Genomic DNA, 17,652 nt, shown 5'->3' on the forward strand with positions numbered 1-17,652 from the left:
AGAATATTACATTCTCAATCCAAATGATTTCTCATTTGTTTTGTTCTCACTTTCGTGAAAACCACTCACTCGTTGTTCAGTTTTCAAAGATCAATTTCTCTTTCGTTTACCGCCATTCTCTCTCGGCGACAACTTCATTATCATAACATGTCCGGTTCGTTTATGCAAGCTTTATTTTCGTTTTTGTTTCATCCGATAATTTGCTTGCCGATTCAATTAAACGTTGTTTAATTGGCCGGACTAATAATATATCACGTGAAGAAGATGAATGCAAGTCTTTTTATTATTATTTCTTAGAATCATATTTTTAATATAAGTACGTGTTCAAAAAGCTGACTTTTCAGCACTAAAGTATATGCTTTCGATGCTGCATTTCCCCGGAACGCCCCAGTTGATTGGATGAAGATAGGGAGTAAGGAGTGGAGCCACATGTTTTTATAGAAAGCGACTTAGGAATCATACGTTGGCAGTACCTATCGTGAGCACCTATAAAGTTTCCGAAGGAAACATACCTCGTAAGCATATGTTAGAACCGACTGAATTCAATCTTCGATGACGAATAGACCTCTTGCTATACTTCGGGATCAAAAGGAGACTCTTGAAACAACTCCTATAACAGCCATGTCATCCCTTATAGAAGGAAAAAAAGCTGTATCAAGCTCTTTACTGATTTTTAAAAGGATTACAGCAAGCATTTTTCAGTTTAATTTATTACCTTTTCTATATAAAGATGACGTTTCTGCTCCAAATTAATAATATCACCATGTACAGAGACCATAGGTCGAGTTGGATTGTTATGATTCGAGAAAACAATTTCACCGATCTGGTCGCTACTTAGACGAACCATCTTCCCATTATGGAATTCTGTCACTTTTCCAATAAAAGTCAACACCAGTTCTGGATCCAGTTTGCCGAAAGATTCCGTATGAATCTGTTCCAATACTAAGTATGGAGACTGTCCCTTTCGATAAGCCTTATTTAAAGTCATAGCATGATATATATCTGCTATCCCAACTATTCTAGCATAGATATGAATCTTAGTAAGTTCAACACCCATAGGGTAGCCTGTACCATCTACCTTTTCGTGATGCTGTAATGCTGCTAGACGCACACCCTCATTGATTGCAGTAACGTTCTTCAATATTTGGTACCCATATTTCGTGTGCTCATGCATTTCTTCAATTTCACTTAATGTTAATGAAGTTGGTTTATACAATATGGTTGGATCAACTTTGACGTTGCCAATATCATGGAATAATCCAGCAAAGGCGGCTTGCAACCAATCCTTTTGTGGAAGACCACTCCATTGGGCAAGCTTGTACGAAGTCAATGCACACAATACCGCATTATGATGAATATAATCATGTTCAAATACGATTCGAGGTGAAAAAGATAGCAGGTCGTAGTCTTTTAGATAGTAAATTAAGCTTTCTAACTGATTACGTATTTCATAAATAGGAATTCCAACCGCAAGAACAGAAGGATAGCCATTTTTGATTAAATTGACCATCCTGTCATACTCTTCAATAAATGAAGACGTGTTAATCACTGACACTTCTTCGCGTACAGAAGCAGGTGAGCTATCCAAAGTATTTTTAGTTAGCACTTTTTTTTCTTTATTGAACTGCTTTTCTCTTGTTGAGGTAGCTTTAGTCCCTGTTTCATTAACTTCTACACTTTCTACAAGAAAGGCCGTTAGAATATCTAAATCACGAGGCAGTAACACCTTATCTTTATTAAAAAGAAGTGAACCCAACGGGGTATATACGTCTTCCATCAATTTAACACCAGGCTTTAAACTCAATACATTCATATTACCCATGGATTTATGAATACCCCCCATTTCATTTTCTATCATTTGATAACTGAGTATTACGATTATGGTTATTATATTATTTATCGTATAGCGCTACAATCTTTATTAGATAATACAGGAATAAAGTGAATAATATAATACTAGTCTGTAATCTTTATATACGATAAAGAGCACGCTAAGTCCAAATCAACCGTATTTCTGTCCCCTTTCCCAGTGATGTTACTACATGGATCTGCCCACCCATAGCCTCAACTAATCCTTTGGAAATAGCCATTCCTAACCCTGATCCATTTGGCGTAGCTGATGTATCTGTTCCACGATAATATCGCTCAAATAGTCTATTCGTCATATTCTCATCCATTCCATGACCATTATCCGTAAATTGAATGGTTATTCCCTTTCCGCGTTCACCATTCCACAGCGTTACTGTTAGAACAGTATCTGAAGAATTATGAAGTAGAGCATTGGCCGTCAAATTATTTACAATTCGCTCAAGCCAAGGGGTATATAGTTTAGACAATACCTCCTTCTCGGATGGAATGAATGTAATCCTCCCCTCGCCAAACTCAGGATGCGTACCTGCTTGATTCAACGCTGTTCGTAGCCACTCATTCAGCTCAATTACTTCCGACTCTGGCGGGGTAACTCCTGTTGTAAGACGATAGGTCATCTCAAGATCGCTAATAAGCATAGCCATATGCGAAGATTTGTTAAGCATGTTATCAGAGAAATTACGTACTTCTTCCATAGTCCATTCATATTTAGGCTCAGCTAATAAATGTGCATAGCCTTTAATAGATGATAAAGGTGTTTTTAAATCATGCGTAATACCTGCAATCCACTCTCCACGCAAGTTATTGGTCTCTTGACGTAATACCTGGTCACGCTGAAGCGTGATCGACAGTTTATCCAACGAGTGCATGACTTCAGCAAAAATGCGATAACGGAGCCGCCATTTACCCGATCGAGTTCGGCTACGTGGAACACCCTTAGAATCCGTTGGCTCTTCATATTTAGATTTGCCAAGGGAATCGAGCCAATCAAGCATATGGATTATCGGCACACCAAAGCGATGCGCATTCCACAACGATAGAAGGATAAACACGATAAGCATAGCCGTGAACATAGCACCAATTCCAATCAACAATACTTGTATTTCCGCTGGCAAAAGCATAGCCGGTCCTTCTGCATCGCTTCGGGCATTGGGTAGACCAACCAACCATGTTCGTCCGGTATGGTCCTCATACGAAGAAGAGACATTATAACCGTATCTATCACTATACATCGTGCGTAGCGCAAGCTCCTGAATGGTGAATTGCGTTGGTATATCGTTAGGCTTATTAAAGGTAGCTATCTCGAGTCCTTCTGAATCTAGTAATTGAACGTAGCCGCCAAGTACTTTAATTCGTCCCTCAACTGCAGCAGGAAGCTCCAACTCTCCAGCTGGAGTAAGCAATGCACCCGTACTAATTTCTTGCAGTAGAGGCTTTAGATCGTTAGAAATACCATATATGAGAGTGAATAACTTCCCATCCTTTTCTTGAATCCAGAGGTAAAGATCGTATGGAAATGGGGCGGTCTTTGTCCAGTATGCAACCAGCTCGCCCGGGTCGTAATTCTTCGGAACGTCAGCAGGCGTATTGTATGAGCTATCGATCCGCCCATTCTCATCTAAACTTTGTAGCCATCCATTATTTTTTTTCACCTGCGCGAGTAAGTCTGCATCGAAACGTATACCATCCTCACTAAGTTCTGATGACTCAACGAGTCGCGCTAATCCAACCGAGGCGAAATCATGTGACATACTTATATCGCCTAAACGCTGAACAATCCATATGACACATATAGTGGTAAACAGTAGCACTACTATACCAGCGGTAATGAGCTGCAATATGAAACGAAGGGTTAATCGACGCTTCGTCCTCATGGCGAATAGAATCTTCCCTGGTTCGCTTGAACTAATTTATATCCTAGTCCTCTAACATTAATGATAAAGCTAGGATTCGATGGATCTTTCTCGATCCTCTCTCTAATGCGATGGATATGGACCATAACGGTATTGTCATCACTAAATGATTCCTCACCCCATACATGCTCGTACAGTTGGCTTTTGCTAAATATCTGATTTGGATTTTTGCATAGAAATAGAAGAAGCTGAAATACGAGCGCAGGACATGTAACCGCTATACCTTCAACTTGAAGCTCACACGCCGCTTCGTCGATCCGAAACCTTCCATAATCATATACATTATGTACTCTCCTAGATGGTTCCTTTATTCTAGATTCCATAGCCAGTTGATGAATCGCCCCAAAGTAGCGACGCAACTGGGATCTTATCCGTGCAACCACTTCCAGTGGATTAAAAGGCTTCGTAATGTAATCATCGCCGCCAACAGCGAATCCTTTAATTTTATCAAAATCAGATGTTCGCGCGCTTAGGAACAAAATAGGGGCATCCGTAGTTTGACGCAGAAAGGGACATACTTCAATTCCGCTACGTCCAGGCAGCATGACATCTAATACGATTAAATCATATTTCTTCAACTCACAAGCCATCACTGCAGCTTCACCTGTCCCCGCAGTATCTATATTCGTATACCCCTCCTTGTATAATACAGTCTGCAGTAGTTCAATAATCGACCACTCATCGTCAACTAGTAAAATGGATGCATCGTTCATGGTGTCATTCCCCTTTCCAATAACCTGTATGCCTTCATTTTAACATGATTGCTTCGCGTCAAACGAAGACTTATCTTAACGGAAGCTTAATTCAAAATACATACAAAGTTAAGGGGGAGTTAATATACCATTTCACTAGACATAAGACTTCGTTGGTACAATGAGATGGTTAGAAGATGCTATGGCAAATATGAGGAGGAATGAAGAATGAACGTGAAGCTAAACCATTTGATTCATTCAGGAATGTATAGAATAACTGTGGTAGTACTTCTTACTTTAATGACGGCTTGCGGAGGAGGAACGGGAACGGGTACAAATACAAATATAAATAATCCCAGTTCAGAAGGTATGATCGTCACTGATAACTATCTTGAACCAAGTGAACTTCCTCAAGCGATGCTTGAAGCACAGTACAATCAAATCTACGATAGCTTCAGTCCAGCATTTAAGGGCCAAATTAGCGAAGCTGACTTTGCAGGAATGGCTAAAGACTTCACGCAAGGGGTTGAATCATTTGAACAAACTTCTGCTATGCAACTTAACGGAAATGACCAACGTGTATGGTTGAATCCTTCTCATGATAAGGGGATCTTAGCAGTATTTGATGAAACAGGCTTCATCGTGGGACTTCAGATTATGAACCTTTCCCCATCGACAGATACAGACGAGATGCTAACTACAACAACCTACGAGCTTCCTTTTCATGGAGATTGGCTTGTGTTCTGGGGGGGATCAAATATTCTCGTGAATTACCATTATGAATATGAAAGTCAGCGATATGCATATGACTTCATTCAACATAAAAATGGATATTCATTCTCTGGTGATCCACTGGTTAATCATAGTTACTACGCCTTTGGTCAGGATATATTGGCACCAGCAAACGGAACAGTTATATCAGTAGTCAATCATATTTCAGACAATGAGCCCGTTGGTGTCATGAACGAAAAAGAACCTGCAGGAAATGTAGTTGTTATCGATCATGGAGGAGAATATAGTATTCTAGCTCACCTCAAAAAGGATTCAGTCACAGTGAACCCTGGAGATCAGGTCATGCTAGGTGATAAGATTGGGGAGCTCGGTAATTCAGGTAACTCAAGCGAAGCACATCTTCATTTTCAAATATCAGACGGTGGGGATTTATTACATTCACATTCATTAAATGTACGTTGGAAGGACGGATTGAACCCGATAAGGGGTAATACTCTGCAGTCCATAGCATATTAAATATGAAGATCATCTATAAACGTTCATATTATAATTCCCATTAAAAATGACCCCGGTAGCAATACCGGGGTCATTTCTAATCTTTATTCCTATTCCTCTTCTAGCGTATCATCTGAATCGTCTAGAATGATATTCTCATCATCCGATGAAGTTTCTTCTAAAGACTCTGTTCCCTGAACAATAGTAACAGAACCAGATTCATCGAATTCTCCATCTTCCTCAAGCAATTCATCCGTTTCTTCCGTCTTATCTACACGAGATACTGTAGCCACGGCGTCATCTTCACGTATATTAATCAACTTAACACCTTGAGTATAACGACCCATTGTGGAGATTCCCTCCATACTTGTACGTATTAAGGTTCCAAGTGTCGTAATAATCATTAAGTCTTCTTCATTCTTCACTACCTTCAAAGCGATGACCGCACCGTTCTTTTCTGTCACATTAATAGTCTTAATCCCTTTACCACCACGACCCTGAGAACGATAATCACTAGCTGGTGTTCTCTTACCATACCCATTGGCCGTAACGATTAAGATATCCAGATCCTTATCAATGACATCCATACCGATAACTTGGTCATTATCTCCTAAACGAATACCCCTAACTCCTGTTGCACTTCGTCCCATAGAGCGGACATCATTTTCAGAGAAGCGGATAGACATTCCTTGAGATGTACCCATAATTAATTCTTGTTCATTTGTTACAAGCTTCGCTTCGATAAGTGCATCATCTTCACGAAGATTAATAGCGATTAGACCGCCTTTACGGATATTCGTATAGTCTTCAAGAGGTGTCTTCTTCACGACCCCTTGACGAGTAGCAAAGAATAAGTATTCTTCACTCTCGAACTTCTGCACCGGAATGACAGCATTCACAGTCTCACCTTGTTCGATCTGTATCAGGTTGATAATCGCTGTGCCACGCGCTGTACGACTCAAATCAGGAATTTCATAAGCCTTGAGTCGATATACCTTCCCTCGATCTGTAAAGAATAAGAGATAGTGGTGTGAATTCGTCACGAAGAGATGTTCAACAAAGTCTTGATCCTTCGTGTCCATTCCCATAACGCCTCGTCCACCACGCTTCTGATTACGATAGGTATTCGCAGGAAGACGCTTGATATAACCAGAATGGCTAATCGTAATGATTACTTCTTCTTGTGGAATAAGATCCTCATCCAGTATGCTCTCTTCGCCCACTGTAATTTCAGTCCTACGCTCATCATTGAAACGATCCTTAATTTCATCCAGTTCTTCACTAATGATTTGTAAAATAAGATATTCATTAGCCAAAATTTCACGCATTTCTGCAATTCTCTTCATCAAATCCTGGTACTCGTTCTCAATCTTATCACGTTCCAAACCAGTTAGACGTTGTAAACGCATTTCCATGATGGCCTGTGCCTGTTCAAGGGTTAGCTCAAATTTACTCATGAGTCCATCACGTGCAATTTCTGATGTTTGTGAACCACGGATTAGAGCAATAACTTCATCCAGATGATCAAGTGCAACACGCAAACCCTCTAGTATGTGTGCTCGTGCTTCTGCCTTTTTAAGCTCGAATTCTGTCCGTCGGCGGATAACAATCTTCTGATGCTCTAAATAATGATACAGCACCTCATAAAGACCAAGCGTCTTCGGTTCACCGTTAACAATAGCTAACATATTAATCCCAAAGGTTGACTGCATTGGCGTTTGCTTATATAGATTATTCAAAACAACATTCGGATTAACGTCACGTCGTAATTCAATAACTACACGCATACCATTACGGTCAGATTCATCTCTTAAATCTGTAATTCCATCTATATTCTTCTCACGGACAAGATCAGCAATTTTCTCTACCAGTCGTGCCTTGTTTACTTGGTAAGGAAGTTCATAGATCACAATACGAGCTCTATTGTTATTCTCTTCAATATTAGCCTTCGCACGCATCGTTACGGATCCACGACCCGTCTGGTAAGCTTGGCGTATTCCCGAACGTCCTAATATGTATCCATAGGTTGGAAAGTCTGGCCCCTTGATATACTCCATCAATTCTAGAGAAGTAATCTCTGGATTCTTAATCAAAGCTTGAACCCCATCAATGACTTCACCCAAATTATGCGGTGGAATATTCGTAGCCATCCCAACAGCAATCCCTGAAACTCCGTTCACTAACAAGTTAGGATAACGCGCTGGCAATACCATAGGCTCTTGTTCTTCACCATCATAGTTGGGTTGGAAGTCAACTGTATCCTTGTTAATATCTCTCAACATTTCCATCGCTATTTTGGAAAGACGTGCTTCTGTATAACGCATCGCTGCTGCCATATCACCATCAACTGAACCAAAGTTACCATGACCCTCTACAAGCATATAACGCATCGAGAAATCCTGTGCCATCCGTACCATTGTATGATATACCGCTGTATCACCGTGTGGATGGTACTTACCAATCACATCACCGACAATTCTTGCTGATTTCTTAAATGGTTTATCTGGGGTCATCCCCAAATCATTCATAGCATACAGAATACGACGATGTACCGGCTTCAATCCATCTCTAACATCCGGCAAAGCTCTACTTACAATAATGCTCATCGCATAGTCCATAAATGACTCGCGCATTTCCACCCCGATATCCCGGTTCTTAATTTGCGAGTTTAATTCCTCCGACATGCTGTACCTCCTCCAATTTCCTATCAATCAATGAAATATATAAAGATAAACGGCTTCGCCATCCTTTTTCAGGACAGCACCCGTTTCAGCGGAAATATAAGGATTAGAATATCAAGCGAAACTTATACTTTCTTATATTACTTTCTCAAAAGATGAACTATTAAACGTTATATATGATAAAAGAAGAAAAACACTGATTTAATGTTAAGAAATAGTGATGTGCCCTGCCCTCTTATACCGCTTATTCATATAATAATTAATAAATCCCTATCTCACAGTATACCATTGTTTTACTGCCCTGTCCTAATTTTTCACGATCTGTTATATCAAAAATAGAATGTTGAAAGGATGAATACTTTTGGCTATTCAGCGTATCTCAAGCAAATGGGCCAAAACCAAAGTGCTCCTGCAGAATGAACATATCTCATCGCATATTCCTGTTACCTGTAAATACTCACCTGATGCCTTAATACGTATGCTGAATGAATATACTTTTGTTTTCTTAAAGCCTGATATCGGTACCTATGGTCGTGGAGTATTATGCATTGAACAAATAACAACAAATATGATAGATCCACACGATAATATCCAACTCAAAGATGATCACCAAGTCCATGACACCATATATCAACTTCGCTATGCTGCTGAAACACAAGTCATTACCTCCATTGAGGAATTGCATCTTAAACTTCAAACCCATGTCCATAAAGGTACTTATTTGATCCAACAAGGTATTCGCTTATTACGATACAACAATCGCCCTTTCGACTTGCGCATTCTTACCCAGAAAAGTCCTAACCATCAATGGATAACGACAGGAATCATCGGTCGTGTGGCAGCCCCTCATAAAGTCATAACTAATCATCACAGTGGTGGACAATGCCAAACATTCGAAACCTTAATGTCCCCTTATAAGAGCACCATGGAAATATTCATCATTCAACAATCACTTAAAAAATTAGGTATCTCCGTCGCTCAACAGCTTCAAAAAAAGTATCCGAATATTAAAGAGCTTGGACTTGATATCGCAATAGATAACGAGGGCTTACTCTGGATTCTAGAAGTAAATACTCTCCCCGCCTTATTCCCTTTCAAAAAATATATTTCTGACAAAGAAGTGTATCGGAGAATTCACCGGTATGCAGTATCCTATGGAAGATTAACTGCAAAGAAGAGCACCACACATTAATCATTCTTATATTTCAAAGAAAAGAGAAGACGCTTCTAACAGCATCTTCTCTTCTCTCATCATCAAAATCTAACTTTAAACATCCAAGTTCTTAACTGATTTCGCATGTTCATAAATAAATTCACGTCGTGGCTCTACATTATCACCCATTAGCGTATCAAACATGTTATCCGCTAACATCGCATCATCAATGGTCACTTGAAGCATTGTCCGTGTTTCTGGATCCATCGTTGTATCCCATAGTTGGGCTGCGTTCATCTCTCCAAGACCTTTATAACGTTGAACATTATATTTAGCATTAGCTCCAAATTCACTAATGATTTGATCTCTTTCCTGCTCTGTGTTCGCATATTTGATGACTTTATTGCGTTCCACTTTATATAAAGGGGGTTGTGCAATATAGACATAGCCTGCATCAATGAGTTTTCTCATATAGCGATAGAAGAATGTTAACATCAATGTCCGAATATGTGCTCCATCGACGTCCGCATCCGTCATAATAATAAGCTTGTGGTACCGAGCTTTACTGATGTCGAACTCTTCACCAATTCCGGTTCCCATAGCTGTTATCATATTCCGAATTTCAGCATTAGAAAGAATGCGGTCAAGTCTAGCCTTCTCAACGTTTAGTATCTTTCCACGTAGAGGAAGAATTGCTTGGAAATGTCGGTCTCGTCCCTGCTTAGCTGATCCTCCAGCAGAGTCCCCTTCCACGATATAAAGCTCACTAATCGATGCATCCTTTGAGGAACAATCTGCTAGTTTACCAGGCAATGCGCTAACCTCTAGTGCACTCTTACGTCTCGTTAGTTCACGAGCCTTACGTGCAGCTTCCCGAGCTCTTGATGCTTGCAAGCCCTTATCGAGAATCCGACGTGATACAGCTGGGTTCTCTTCTAGAAATTCTTGTAGTTTCTCACCAAACAATGATTCCACAATTCCACGAACTTCACTGTTACCAAGCTTTGTCTTCGTCTGTCCTTCGAACTGTGGCTCTGGAACTTTAACTGAAATGATCGCGGTTAAGCCTTCACGAACATCATCACCAGATAAATTAGAGTTACTATCTTTAATGACTCCTGTCTTGCGAGCATAATCATTCACAATCCGCGTCAATGCACTCTTGAAGCCAGATTCATGCGTTCCGCCTTCATGCGTATTAATATTATTACAGAACGAATAAATATTCTCCGTATAGCTATCGTTATATTGCAAGGCAACTTCCACTTGGATCATATCGCGTGAACCTTCCACATAAATAGGCTCCTCATGAAGTGCCTCTTTTTTCTCATTCAAGTATTTGACGTACTCACTAATTCCACCTTCATACATGAATCGGTTGGAAACGTCCGTTCTTTCGTCAACAAGCGTCAAGGTAATACCCTTATTCAAAAAAGCAATTTCCCGAATACGTGTCAGTAGTGTCGCATAATCATACTCCGTTGTCTCAGTGAATATTTCAGGATCGGGTTGAAAGGTAACCGTTGTTCCATGTTCGTCCGTATCTCCGATCACTCTCACATCATACTGAGGCACACCACGTCGGTATTCCTGCTGATGGATATGTCCCTCACGTTTAACCGTTACAACAACTTTCTCGGATAAGGCATTCACAACCGAGACACCGACACCGTGCAAACCACCCGAAACTTTATAGCCCCCGCCACCAAATTTACCACCCGCATGCAGTACAGTCATAACGACTTCTAGAGCAGGGCGTTTCATCTTGGATTCTTCTCCTACAGGAATACCCCGTCCATTATCGACTACCGTCACACTGTTATCTTTGTGGATAGTGACTTCTATGTGATCACATATACCGGCCATTGCTTCATCGATACTATTGTCCACAACTTCCCAGACTAAATGATGTAAGCCCTTCGCACTAGTTGATCCTATATACATCCCCGGTCGCTTACGAACAGCTTCTAGACCTTCCAGTACCTGAATCTGACTTTCATCATAACTTGGTTCATTCATAGACATACCTTCACCTACTCCTATATATTCTAGATCATATAACGCTAAGCATTAGCATAAAACACGTTAACTCTTTTCTTCAGAGTAGTCGAGGAAATCGGGGAGTAAAAAACAGTGTCTCTCGTTACAACGATGGACTTTGGATCTTCCTCACCGATATTAACTAATGTTTTTTCCTCTTTAACGTGATTTACAAATTGCTTGGATATTTTAGATGTTTTCTCAATGGATATGTCAAAAATAGCAATGAGCTCTGAAGATCGAATAACTCTTTCTCCGCCCAAATGTATATACATCGTGACCCTCCACTCTGTTAGGAATCCACCTGACCTTTATTCACATGGTAAATATGTGCACCTTTTAATTTATTTGCATTCAGACTCTCTACTCCAGTTGCGGTAATGAATGTCTGTACCTTGCTTTGGAATGTTTCGATAAGTTGAGTCTGACGATAGGGATCAAGCTCAGATAGAACATCGTCTAGCAACAACACAGGATATTCACCGATCTCTTCCTTGATCAGTTCAATCTCCGCCAATTTGAGTGACAAGGCTGTCGTCCGCTGCTGTCCTTGAGAACCGTAAGTATGTACTTCCTTACCGTTTATAAAAAAGGTCACATCATCACGGTGAGGCCCCGTAAGTGTCATGCCGCGCCTAATTTCCTGTTCTTTCAATTGTTCTAACTTTATCATAAATTGCTGTAATAAAACAGCTTCATCTTCCTCGTCTGCTTCCCCGAACGATGGAACGTAGCGTAATTGGAGATCTTCGCTACCGTTTGTAATCCCGTGGTGGATCGTCTCTGCCCATTTCTGCAGCTTAATTATAAATTGTTTCCTTTTTCTTATAATTTTAACACCATGTCCCACAAGTTGTTCATTCCAGACATCTAACAACGCCTGCTGTGTATCACCTTTACCCCACAATTGCTTCAAAAAATTGTTTCGTTGAATCAATATTTTCTGATATTGCTGTAAATGATACAGATAGCTTGGTTGGACTTGCCCAATCTCCATATCGAGAAAGCGCCGACGAATGCCTGGAGTCCCCTTAACGATCTCCAAGTCTTCTGGTGCGAACATGACCACATTGAGAGAACCGATAAATTCACTTAACTTCCGTTGTTCAAGCCCATTGATCTTCGCTTTTTTTCCTTGGGGGGACAACATCAGTTCTAGTAAAAGAGGCCCATATTTCTTCTCAATAGTGGCAGATAAATGAGCTACGCCTTGTTCAAAGGCAATAAGCTCACGATCCTTGGAAGTGCGGTGACTTTTAGTAAGTGCCAGTACAAAGATAGCTTCCAGCAGATTCGTTTTCCCTTGAGCATTAGGACCAATCAAAAGGTTCACATCACCAAAGGAATCCAGCTGCAAATGTTCATAATTGCGGTAATGCTGCAAGCTGATGTTTTTCACAAACACATTGTATCCTCCTCATTTTCCACCCATGGTTCAAATATAATGGGCTTTGAGGTGCAGATCATGATTCCTTAGTAACCTCAAACGTACCTTCATCCGTCACTTTCACAATATCTCCAGGATATAACTTACGACCACGTCGTTCTTCTAATTCCCCGTTGACTAAGATCATTCCCTCTTGAATTAGAGCTTTAGCCATTCCACCTGTTGATACACAATTCGATAACTTCAGAAATGTATCTAACTTTATATATTCACTTTGGATAATAATTTTGTTCATAATCATTGTTCCTTTCACATTTAAATAGACGTATCCCTTAATTATTAGTTCTATATGGCAAAATAACAAATAGACTTTGGCTGTCATCCATTGGCTTGAGCACGATTGGACTCATTACCCCAGTGAAAGCAATCATTAATTGCTCACTTTCGACTACTTTTAGAACATCCAACATATATTTAGAGTTAAAGGAAATACGCAGAGGATCCCCTTTAAAGTCAATTAATTCCAATTCTTCACGTACTTTACCTAATTCAGTCGAACTTGAGGTTATTTCAATTCCACCATGTTCTAACGTTTGCAATCTTACGATGTTTGTTTTCTCTTCTCTGGAGAGCAAATATGCGCGATCAATCGATTCACTTAATTTTTTTGTATCGACAATTAGTTCTGTTTTATATGTTGACGGAATAATCCTAGAAGTATCAGGATAAATCCCTTCAAGAATTCGTGAATAGAAAAGAACGTTGTCAATCTTGAATAATACCTGATTATCGGATACGACGATATCAACTAGCGTATTCTGATCAGGGACAATTTTACTTAATTCATTTAACGTTTTACCAGCAATAACAACATTATTGAACTTCACATCAACAGCATTCAAATAGGCTGAACGTGTAGCGAGACGGTGCCGGTCGGTCGCAGTAAATTTCAGCTCATTATCCTCCAAGTTCCATAGGATACCTGTAAGAATAGGTGTTGTTTCATGAGTGGAAATAGAGAATCCCGTTTGTCTAATCATATTTTTCAATAAGTCCCCCGGAATAGAAACGGTTTGATTTCCTTCAATCGCTGGTAAAATAGGGAACTCCTCTGGATCTAGACCGACCATTTGGATTTCGGTTGCACCTGATGAAATAAAAGTATGGAATTGTTCCTTTACTTCCATATGAATATCTTGAGAAGGAAGTTTTTTAATAATTTCCACGAAAAATTTAGCAGGAAGCACGACGCTACCTGTTTCCTCAATTTGGATAATCGTTCCTTTATCATCTTCAATAGGAATAAATGATTGGATTGAAATATCGGTATCACTGGCAGTAAGTGTAACTCCTTGATGATTCACGTCTATTTTAATACCAGTCAGAATAGGGATCGTTGTTCTACTTGAGATAGCTTTATTGACTTGTTGGATCGATTCGTTTAAATAGTCTTTGAGAATGTTAATTTTCATAATTTCACTCCTTGGGAGAATTCGGGAATTGGGTCAGATGAGTAGACCTTTTTCACCCTCTTTATAGATGATTATTCTTTATATCTTTTATTAGTAATAGTAATAGGCGCAGTGGATATGTGTATAAGTCCAAATAGATTAATAAAGCCAAGCCTATCCACATGTGTATAGATTGTGCATAGGCTTGGACTTGTTCAGGTAGGATTTTTAATGGTATCTATGAGATTGTTGACCACTTTAAATAGCTCTTGGTCTACCTTGAGTAATTGAGTAATTTTCTCATGAGCATGAATGACGGTCGTATGATCTCTACCACCGAAAGCATCACCAATTTTAGGTAAAGAGAAATCGGTTAACTCCCTTGAAAGATACATAGCAATTTGTCTAGGGAATGCGATGGCTTTTGTCCGCTTACGCGCTTTAAAGTCTTCCATTCGCATGTTGTAGTATTCTCCAACCTTTTGCTGAATATCCTGCATTGTAATCATTCGAGGGCGGCTTGAAGGAATAATATCTTTAAGCGCCTCTGCAGCTAGATGAGTCGTTACATCTTGATTCGTCAGCGATGAATAGGCTACGACACGGATCAAAGCACCTTCTAATTCACGTATATTCGTGTCGATCTGATTCGCGATATACATCATTGCTTCATTGGGAATATCCAAGTTTTCAGCTTTTGCCTTTTTACGCAAAATCGCAGTTCTCGTCTCGAGATCTGGAGGTTGAATATCCGTAATCAAGCCCCATTCAAACCGAGAACGTAAACGTTCTTCCAACGTTGGAATTTCCTTCGGTGGTCTATCGCTAGAAATAATAATTTGTTTGCGTTCTTCATGGAGGGCATTAAACGTATGGAAAAATTCTTCCTGTGTAGACTCCTTACCTGCAAGGAACTGGATATCATCAACTAGGAGAATATCAACGCTACGATATTTATTGCGGAAATTTTCCGTACGATTGTCTCGAATGGAATTAATAAATTCGTTCGTAAATTTCTCTGAAGATAGATAGACCACCTTACTGTTTGGATTGTGTTCCAGCACATAGTGACCAATGGCATGCATCAAATGCGTTTTACCGAGTCCAACACCACCATATAGAAACAGTGGATTATAGGCTTTGGCTGGAGCTTCTGCAACAGCTAAAGACGCTGCATGAGCAAATCGGTTACCTGATCCGATAACGAATGTATCAAAGGTATATTTGGGATTAAGCATGTGGGTCATAGATTCTTCATGTGAAATTTGAGGTTGTGGAGAGAAGAAAGAAGGCACGGTTTCTTCAATTTTGGTCTCTTCAATCACAAATTTAACATCAAGCTGCTTACCAACAACTTCAAATAGAGTGGAACCCACCAGTTTGGTATAGCGACTTTCAAGCCATTCGACAGCAAATGTCGTAGGGGCAGATATAACAATGGTTTGATTATTCATTGAGGTCGCTTTTGTTGCTTTGAACCAAGTATCAAAGCTGGGCTTACTTAGCTTGGTTTGAATAATAGATAAAATTTGCTGCCATAGTTCGGAAGTATGGCTTTCCACAGATATTGTCACTCCTTTAAATCATCCAAATATGGCTCAGGCCATGAGAGGAAATGTCGAAATAAAACGAAAATGGATCTATTTATCCCCAAAACTCAGAAGCAGAGAAACATAAAAAAATGGATAAATTGAAATTGTTCACAACTTTATCCACAGCCTGTTGATAGTATTGAGGCATAACACATGTATTCACATCAAAAAGTATTACCATCATAGCAAAATAACCGCTTGATTTCAATGATTGGTGGCATTTTATCCACAAACCCAATAACTTGTGTATAATTTTTATGCACACCACAAGATATTGTTTATATTATGTTAAAATTTCGACAGCATCTTGTAAAATGCAAATAAACTTATGCACAGCTTGTGCTAGAAATAATCGAAATTCAGATTATTATGAACAAGTGGATAAGTTTATATTTTTATTTTATTTATAAATGACCTGTGGAGAACTTTTTCTAATCCTTACGAATTATCGATGGAGGAAGCTCCCTGAGAATGAAGCAAGTGCATAAAGAAATGCTTCTGTTGGAAGATCAGCCAAGGTAGAGAGAAATAAGTACATGGTGGATGACAGCTAACATAGGGGGAATAGTTGAAAGTCAGCTTTTGTGAGTTATTAAGTGTCGTTTGAGCAACTAAAATGAGCTAAATAGAAATCATGGTGGATTTAGTGAACTTTTTTACTATTAATATAGTAGAAGATGACTTGCTAAGACTTGATTAGGAAGATTATAATTAGGGGGAGGAAGTTGACATTTACGTGTCTACATGGTTATAATGTGTAAAGGCATTTTCGTGATTATGAGAATGGTTAATCTATGATATAAATTCCTGTAAGGGGGTGCAATACATGGGACCGACTTTTAAACCAAATGTGAGTAAACGCGCTAAGGTTCATGGTTTCCGTAAAAGAATGAGCACGAAAAACGGCCGAAAAATTTTGGCTGCTCGTCGCTTAAAAGGCAGAAAAATATTGAGTGCATAAATGTGAGCGTGCATGAAGACCACTCAGGTGGTCTTTTTTTTCTTAAATATGGAGTTGTATATATAGAAGAAGAAATAAATATTTTAAATTTGAGATCAAAAATTCAGGTTTTCAGCACTAAAGCATTTGTTTATGATGCTGCGTTTCCTCGAAACGCTTCAGAAGATTGGTTTATGGGTTCTGAAGAATGCCTATAATATATGTAGGAAGTTAAATTATAATAATGAAGTGAAATTGGGAGAGACTCGTGCATAAAAGTTTACGTTTACGAAACCGGGCTGATTTCAGTCGCGTATATCGTCATGGAAAGTCATTTGCCAATCATCAATTTGTTGTCTATTGGTTCCGCAAAAAAGAAGTAGATCAATTTAGAGCTGGTATTTCAGTCAGTAAAAAAGTAGGGAATGCGGTTGTTCGTAATCGTATGAGAAGATTGGTGAAGGAAATTGTGCGTCATCATGATTCAGAATTGATAGAACATATTGACCTCGTATTTATTGTACGTAAAGGTGCTCTAAATATGACCTATAAGGATCTAGAGAAGAGTATTCTGCATGTGTTACGCAAAGCGTCACTTTTGAAGACTATGAAGCAATGAAGCTATATTTATTTGTCCCTTGGAATATGATATGATTTACTATGAAATGTAAGCGTTAAGAGAGGGGTTATCGAGTGTCACGACTGAA

15 protein-coding genes are annotated in these 17,652 nt (G+C 39.4%); 5 read left to right on the forward strand and 10 right to left on the reverse strand.

Annotation, left to right across the window (positions count from 1 at the left end):
- Positions 1–703: 703 nt before the first annotated feature.
- The 3 genes from AC1TO9_RS08055 to AC1TO9_RS08065 all read right to left on the reverse strand — a co-directional run bounded on the left by AC1TO9_RS08055 (position 704) and on the right by AC1TO9_RS08065 (position 4,495).
- A complete protein-coding gene (locus tag AC1TO9_RS08055; RefSeq protein WP_482058843.1) occupies positions 704–1,822 on the reverse strand; it encodes an HD-GYP domain-containing protein in 1,119 nt (372 codons plus the stop codon).
- A 169-nt stretch (positions 1,823–1,991) separates the two neighbouring features.
- Positions 1,992–3,743, reverse strand: coding sequence for a sensor histidine kinase (locus AC1TO9_RS08060; RefSeq protein WP_482058844.1), 1,752 nt, complete (start codon positions 3,741–3,743; stop codon positions 1,992–1,994).
- Positions 3,740–4,495, reverse strand: a complete 756-nt coding sequence (locus AC1TO9_RS08065) for a response regulator transcription factor (RefSeq protein ID WP_482055684.1) — start codon at positions 4,493–4,495, stop codon at positions 3,740–3,742. Before AC1TO9_RS08065 ends, AC1TO9_RS08060 begins: the two co-directional genes overlap by 4 nt.
- Positions 4,496–4,702: 207 nt before the next feature.
- Between AC1TO9_RS08065 and AC1TO9_RS08070 the strand changes: the two genes are divergently transcribed.
- Positions 4,703–5,722: a peptidoglycan DD-metalloendopeptidase family protein gene (locus AC1TO9_RS08070; RefSeq protein WP_482058845.1), complete on the forward strand. Its 1,020-nt coding sequence runs from the start codon at positions 4,703–4,705 to the stop codon at positions 5,720–5,722.
- Positions 5,723–5,811: 89 nt separating this feature from the next.
- Here AC1TO9_RS08070 and gyrA read toward each other — a convergent pair whose 3' ends face one another.
- Complete coding sequence (gene gyrA / locus AC1TO9_RS08075; RefSeq protein ID WP_482055686.1) at positions 5,812–8,385, reverse strand: DNA gyrase subunit A; 2,574 nt, start codon at positions 8,383–8,385, stop codon at positions 5,812–5,814.
- Positions 8,386–8,743: 358 nt separating this feature from the next.
- On the opposite strand from gyrA, the gene AC1TO9_RS08080 reads away from it, so the two are divergent.
- A complete protein-coding gene (locus AC1TO9_RS08080) occupies positions 8,744–9,574 on the forward strand; it encodes a YheC/YheD family protein (RefSeq protein ID WP_482055687.1) in 831 nt (276 codons plus the stop codon).
- Between the two features lie 75 nt (positions 9,575–9,649).
- Here AC1TO9_RS08080 and gyrB read toward each other — a convergent pair whose 3' ends face one another.
- From gyrB to dnaA, 6 genes are all read right to left on the reverse strand, one after another.
- On the reverse strand, positions 9,650–11,560 hold the full coding sequence (gyrB, locus tag AC1TO9_RS08085; protein WP_482055688.1) for a DNA topoisomerase (ATP-hydrolyzing) subunit B: 1,911 nt from the start codon (positions 11,558–11,560) through the stop codon (positions 9,650–9,652).
- 38 nt (positions 11,561–11,598) lie between these two features.
- On the reverse strand, positions 11,599–11,850 hold the full coding sequence (remB, locus tag AC1TO9_RS08090; protein WP_482055689.1) for an extracellular matrix regulator RemB: 252 nt from the start codon (positions 11,848–11,850) through the stop codon (positions 11,599–11,601).
- A 17-nt stretch (positions 11,851–11,867) separates the two neighbouring features.
- A complete protein-coding gene (gene recF / locus AC1TO9_RS08095) occupies positions 11,868–12,980 on the reverse strand; it encodes a DNA replication/repair protein RecF (RefSeq protein ID WP_482058846.1) in 1,113 nt (370 codons plus the stop codon).
- 58 nt (positions 12,981–13,038) lie between these two features.
- Positions 13,039–13,257 carry a S4 domain-containing protein YaaA gene (gene yaaA, locus AC1TO9_RS08100; RefSeq protein ID WP_482055691.1) on the reverse strand — a complete coding sequence of 73 codons (219 nt, stop codon included), beginning with the start codon at positions 13,255–13,257 and terminating at the stop codon, positions 13,039–13,041.
- Positions 13,258–13,294: 37 nt separating this feature from the next.
- Positions 13,295–14,434, reverse strand: a complete 1,140-nt coding sequence (gene dnaN / locus AC1TO9_RS08105) for a DNA polymerase III subunit beta (RefSeq protein WP_482055692.1) — start codon at positions 14,432–14,434, stop codon at positions 13,295–13,297.
- Between the two features lie 194 nt (positions 14,435–14,628).
- Complete coding sequence (gene dnaA / locus AC1TO9_RS08110; protein ID WP_482055693.1) at positions 14,629–15,975, reverse strand: chromosomal replication initiator protein DnaA; 1,347 nt, start codon at positions 15,973–15,975, stop codon at positions 14,629–14,631.
- 856 nt (positions 15,976–16,831) lie between these two features.
- Between dnaA and rpmH the strand changes: the two genes are divergently transcribed.
- From rpmH to rnpA, 3 genes are read left to right on the forward strand one after another with little or no spacing between them, the layout of a single operon-like run.
- Positions 16,832–16,966, forward strand: coding sequence for a 50S ribosomal protein L34 (gene rpmH / locus AC1TO9_RS08115; protein WP_482055694.1), 135 nt, complete (start codon positions 16,832–16,834; stop codon positions 16,964–16,966).
- A 2-nt stretch (positions 16,967–16,968) separates the two neighbouring features.
- Positions 16,969–17,163 (forward strand): hypothetical protein, encoded by a 195-nt coding sequence (locus AC1TO9_RS08120; protein ID WP_482058847.1) that lies wholly within the window; start codon positions 16,969–16,971, stop codon positions 17,161–17,163.
- A gap of 50 nt (positions 17,164–17,213) precedes the next feature.
- Complete coding sequence (gene rnpA / locus AC1TO9_RS08125; RefSeq protein WP_482055696.1) at positions 17,214–17,564, forward strand: ribonuclease P protein component; 351 nt, start codon at positions 17,214–17,216, stop codon at positions 17,562–17,564.
- Positions 17,565–17,652: the final 88 nt, after the last annotated feature.

This window comes from Paenibacillus sp. Y916, from assembly GCF_056786435.1.

Excerpts from the sequence above, each read along its gene's own strand:
- AC1TO9_RS08055 (WP_482058843.1), bottom strand. The coding sequence starts at position 1,822 with ATGGGTAATATGAATGTATTGAGTTTAAAGCCTGGTGTTAAATTGATG.
- AC1TO9_RS08060 (WP_482058844.1), bottom strand. The coding sequence starts at position 3,743 with ATGAGGACGAAGCGTCGATTAACCCTTCGTTTCATATTGCAGCTCATT.
- AC1TO9_RS08065 (WP_482055684.1), bottom strand. The coding sequence starts at position 4,495 with ATGAACGATGCATCCATTTTACTAGTTGACGATGAGTGGTCGATTATT.
- AC1TO9_RS08070 (WP_482058845.1), top strand. The coding sequence starts at position 4,703 with ATGAACGTGAAGCTAAACCATTTGATTCATTCAGGAATGTATAGAATA.
- gyrA (WP_482055686.1), bottom strand. The coding sequence starts at position 8,385 with ATGTCGGAGGAATTAAACTCGCAAATTAAGAACCGGGATATCGGGGTG.
- gyrB (WP_482055688.1), bottom strand. The coding sequence starts at position 11,560 with ATGTCTATGAATGAACCAAGTTATGATGAAAGTCAGATTCAGGTACTG.
- remB (WP_482055689.1), bottom strand. The coding sequence starts at position 11,850 with ATGTATATACATTTGGGCGGAGAAAGAGTTATTCGATCTTCAGAGCTC.
- yaaA (WP_482055691.1), bottom strand. The coding sequence starts at position 13,257 with ATGAACAAAATTATTATCCAAAGTGAATATATAAAGTTAGATACATTT.
- dnaN (WP_482055692.1), bottom strand. The coding sequence starts at position 14,434 with ATGAAAATTAACATTCTCAAAGACTATTTAAACGAATCGATCCAACAA.
- rpmH (WP_482055694.1), top strand. The coding sequence starts at position 16,832 with ATGGGACCGACTTTTAAACCAAATGTGAGTAAACGCGCTAAGGTTCAT.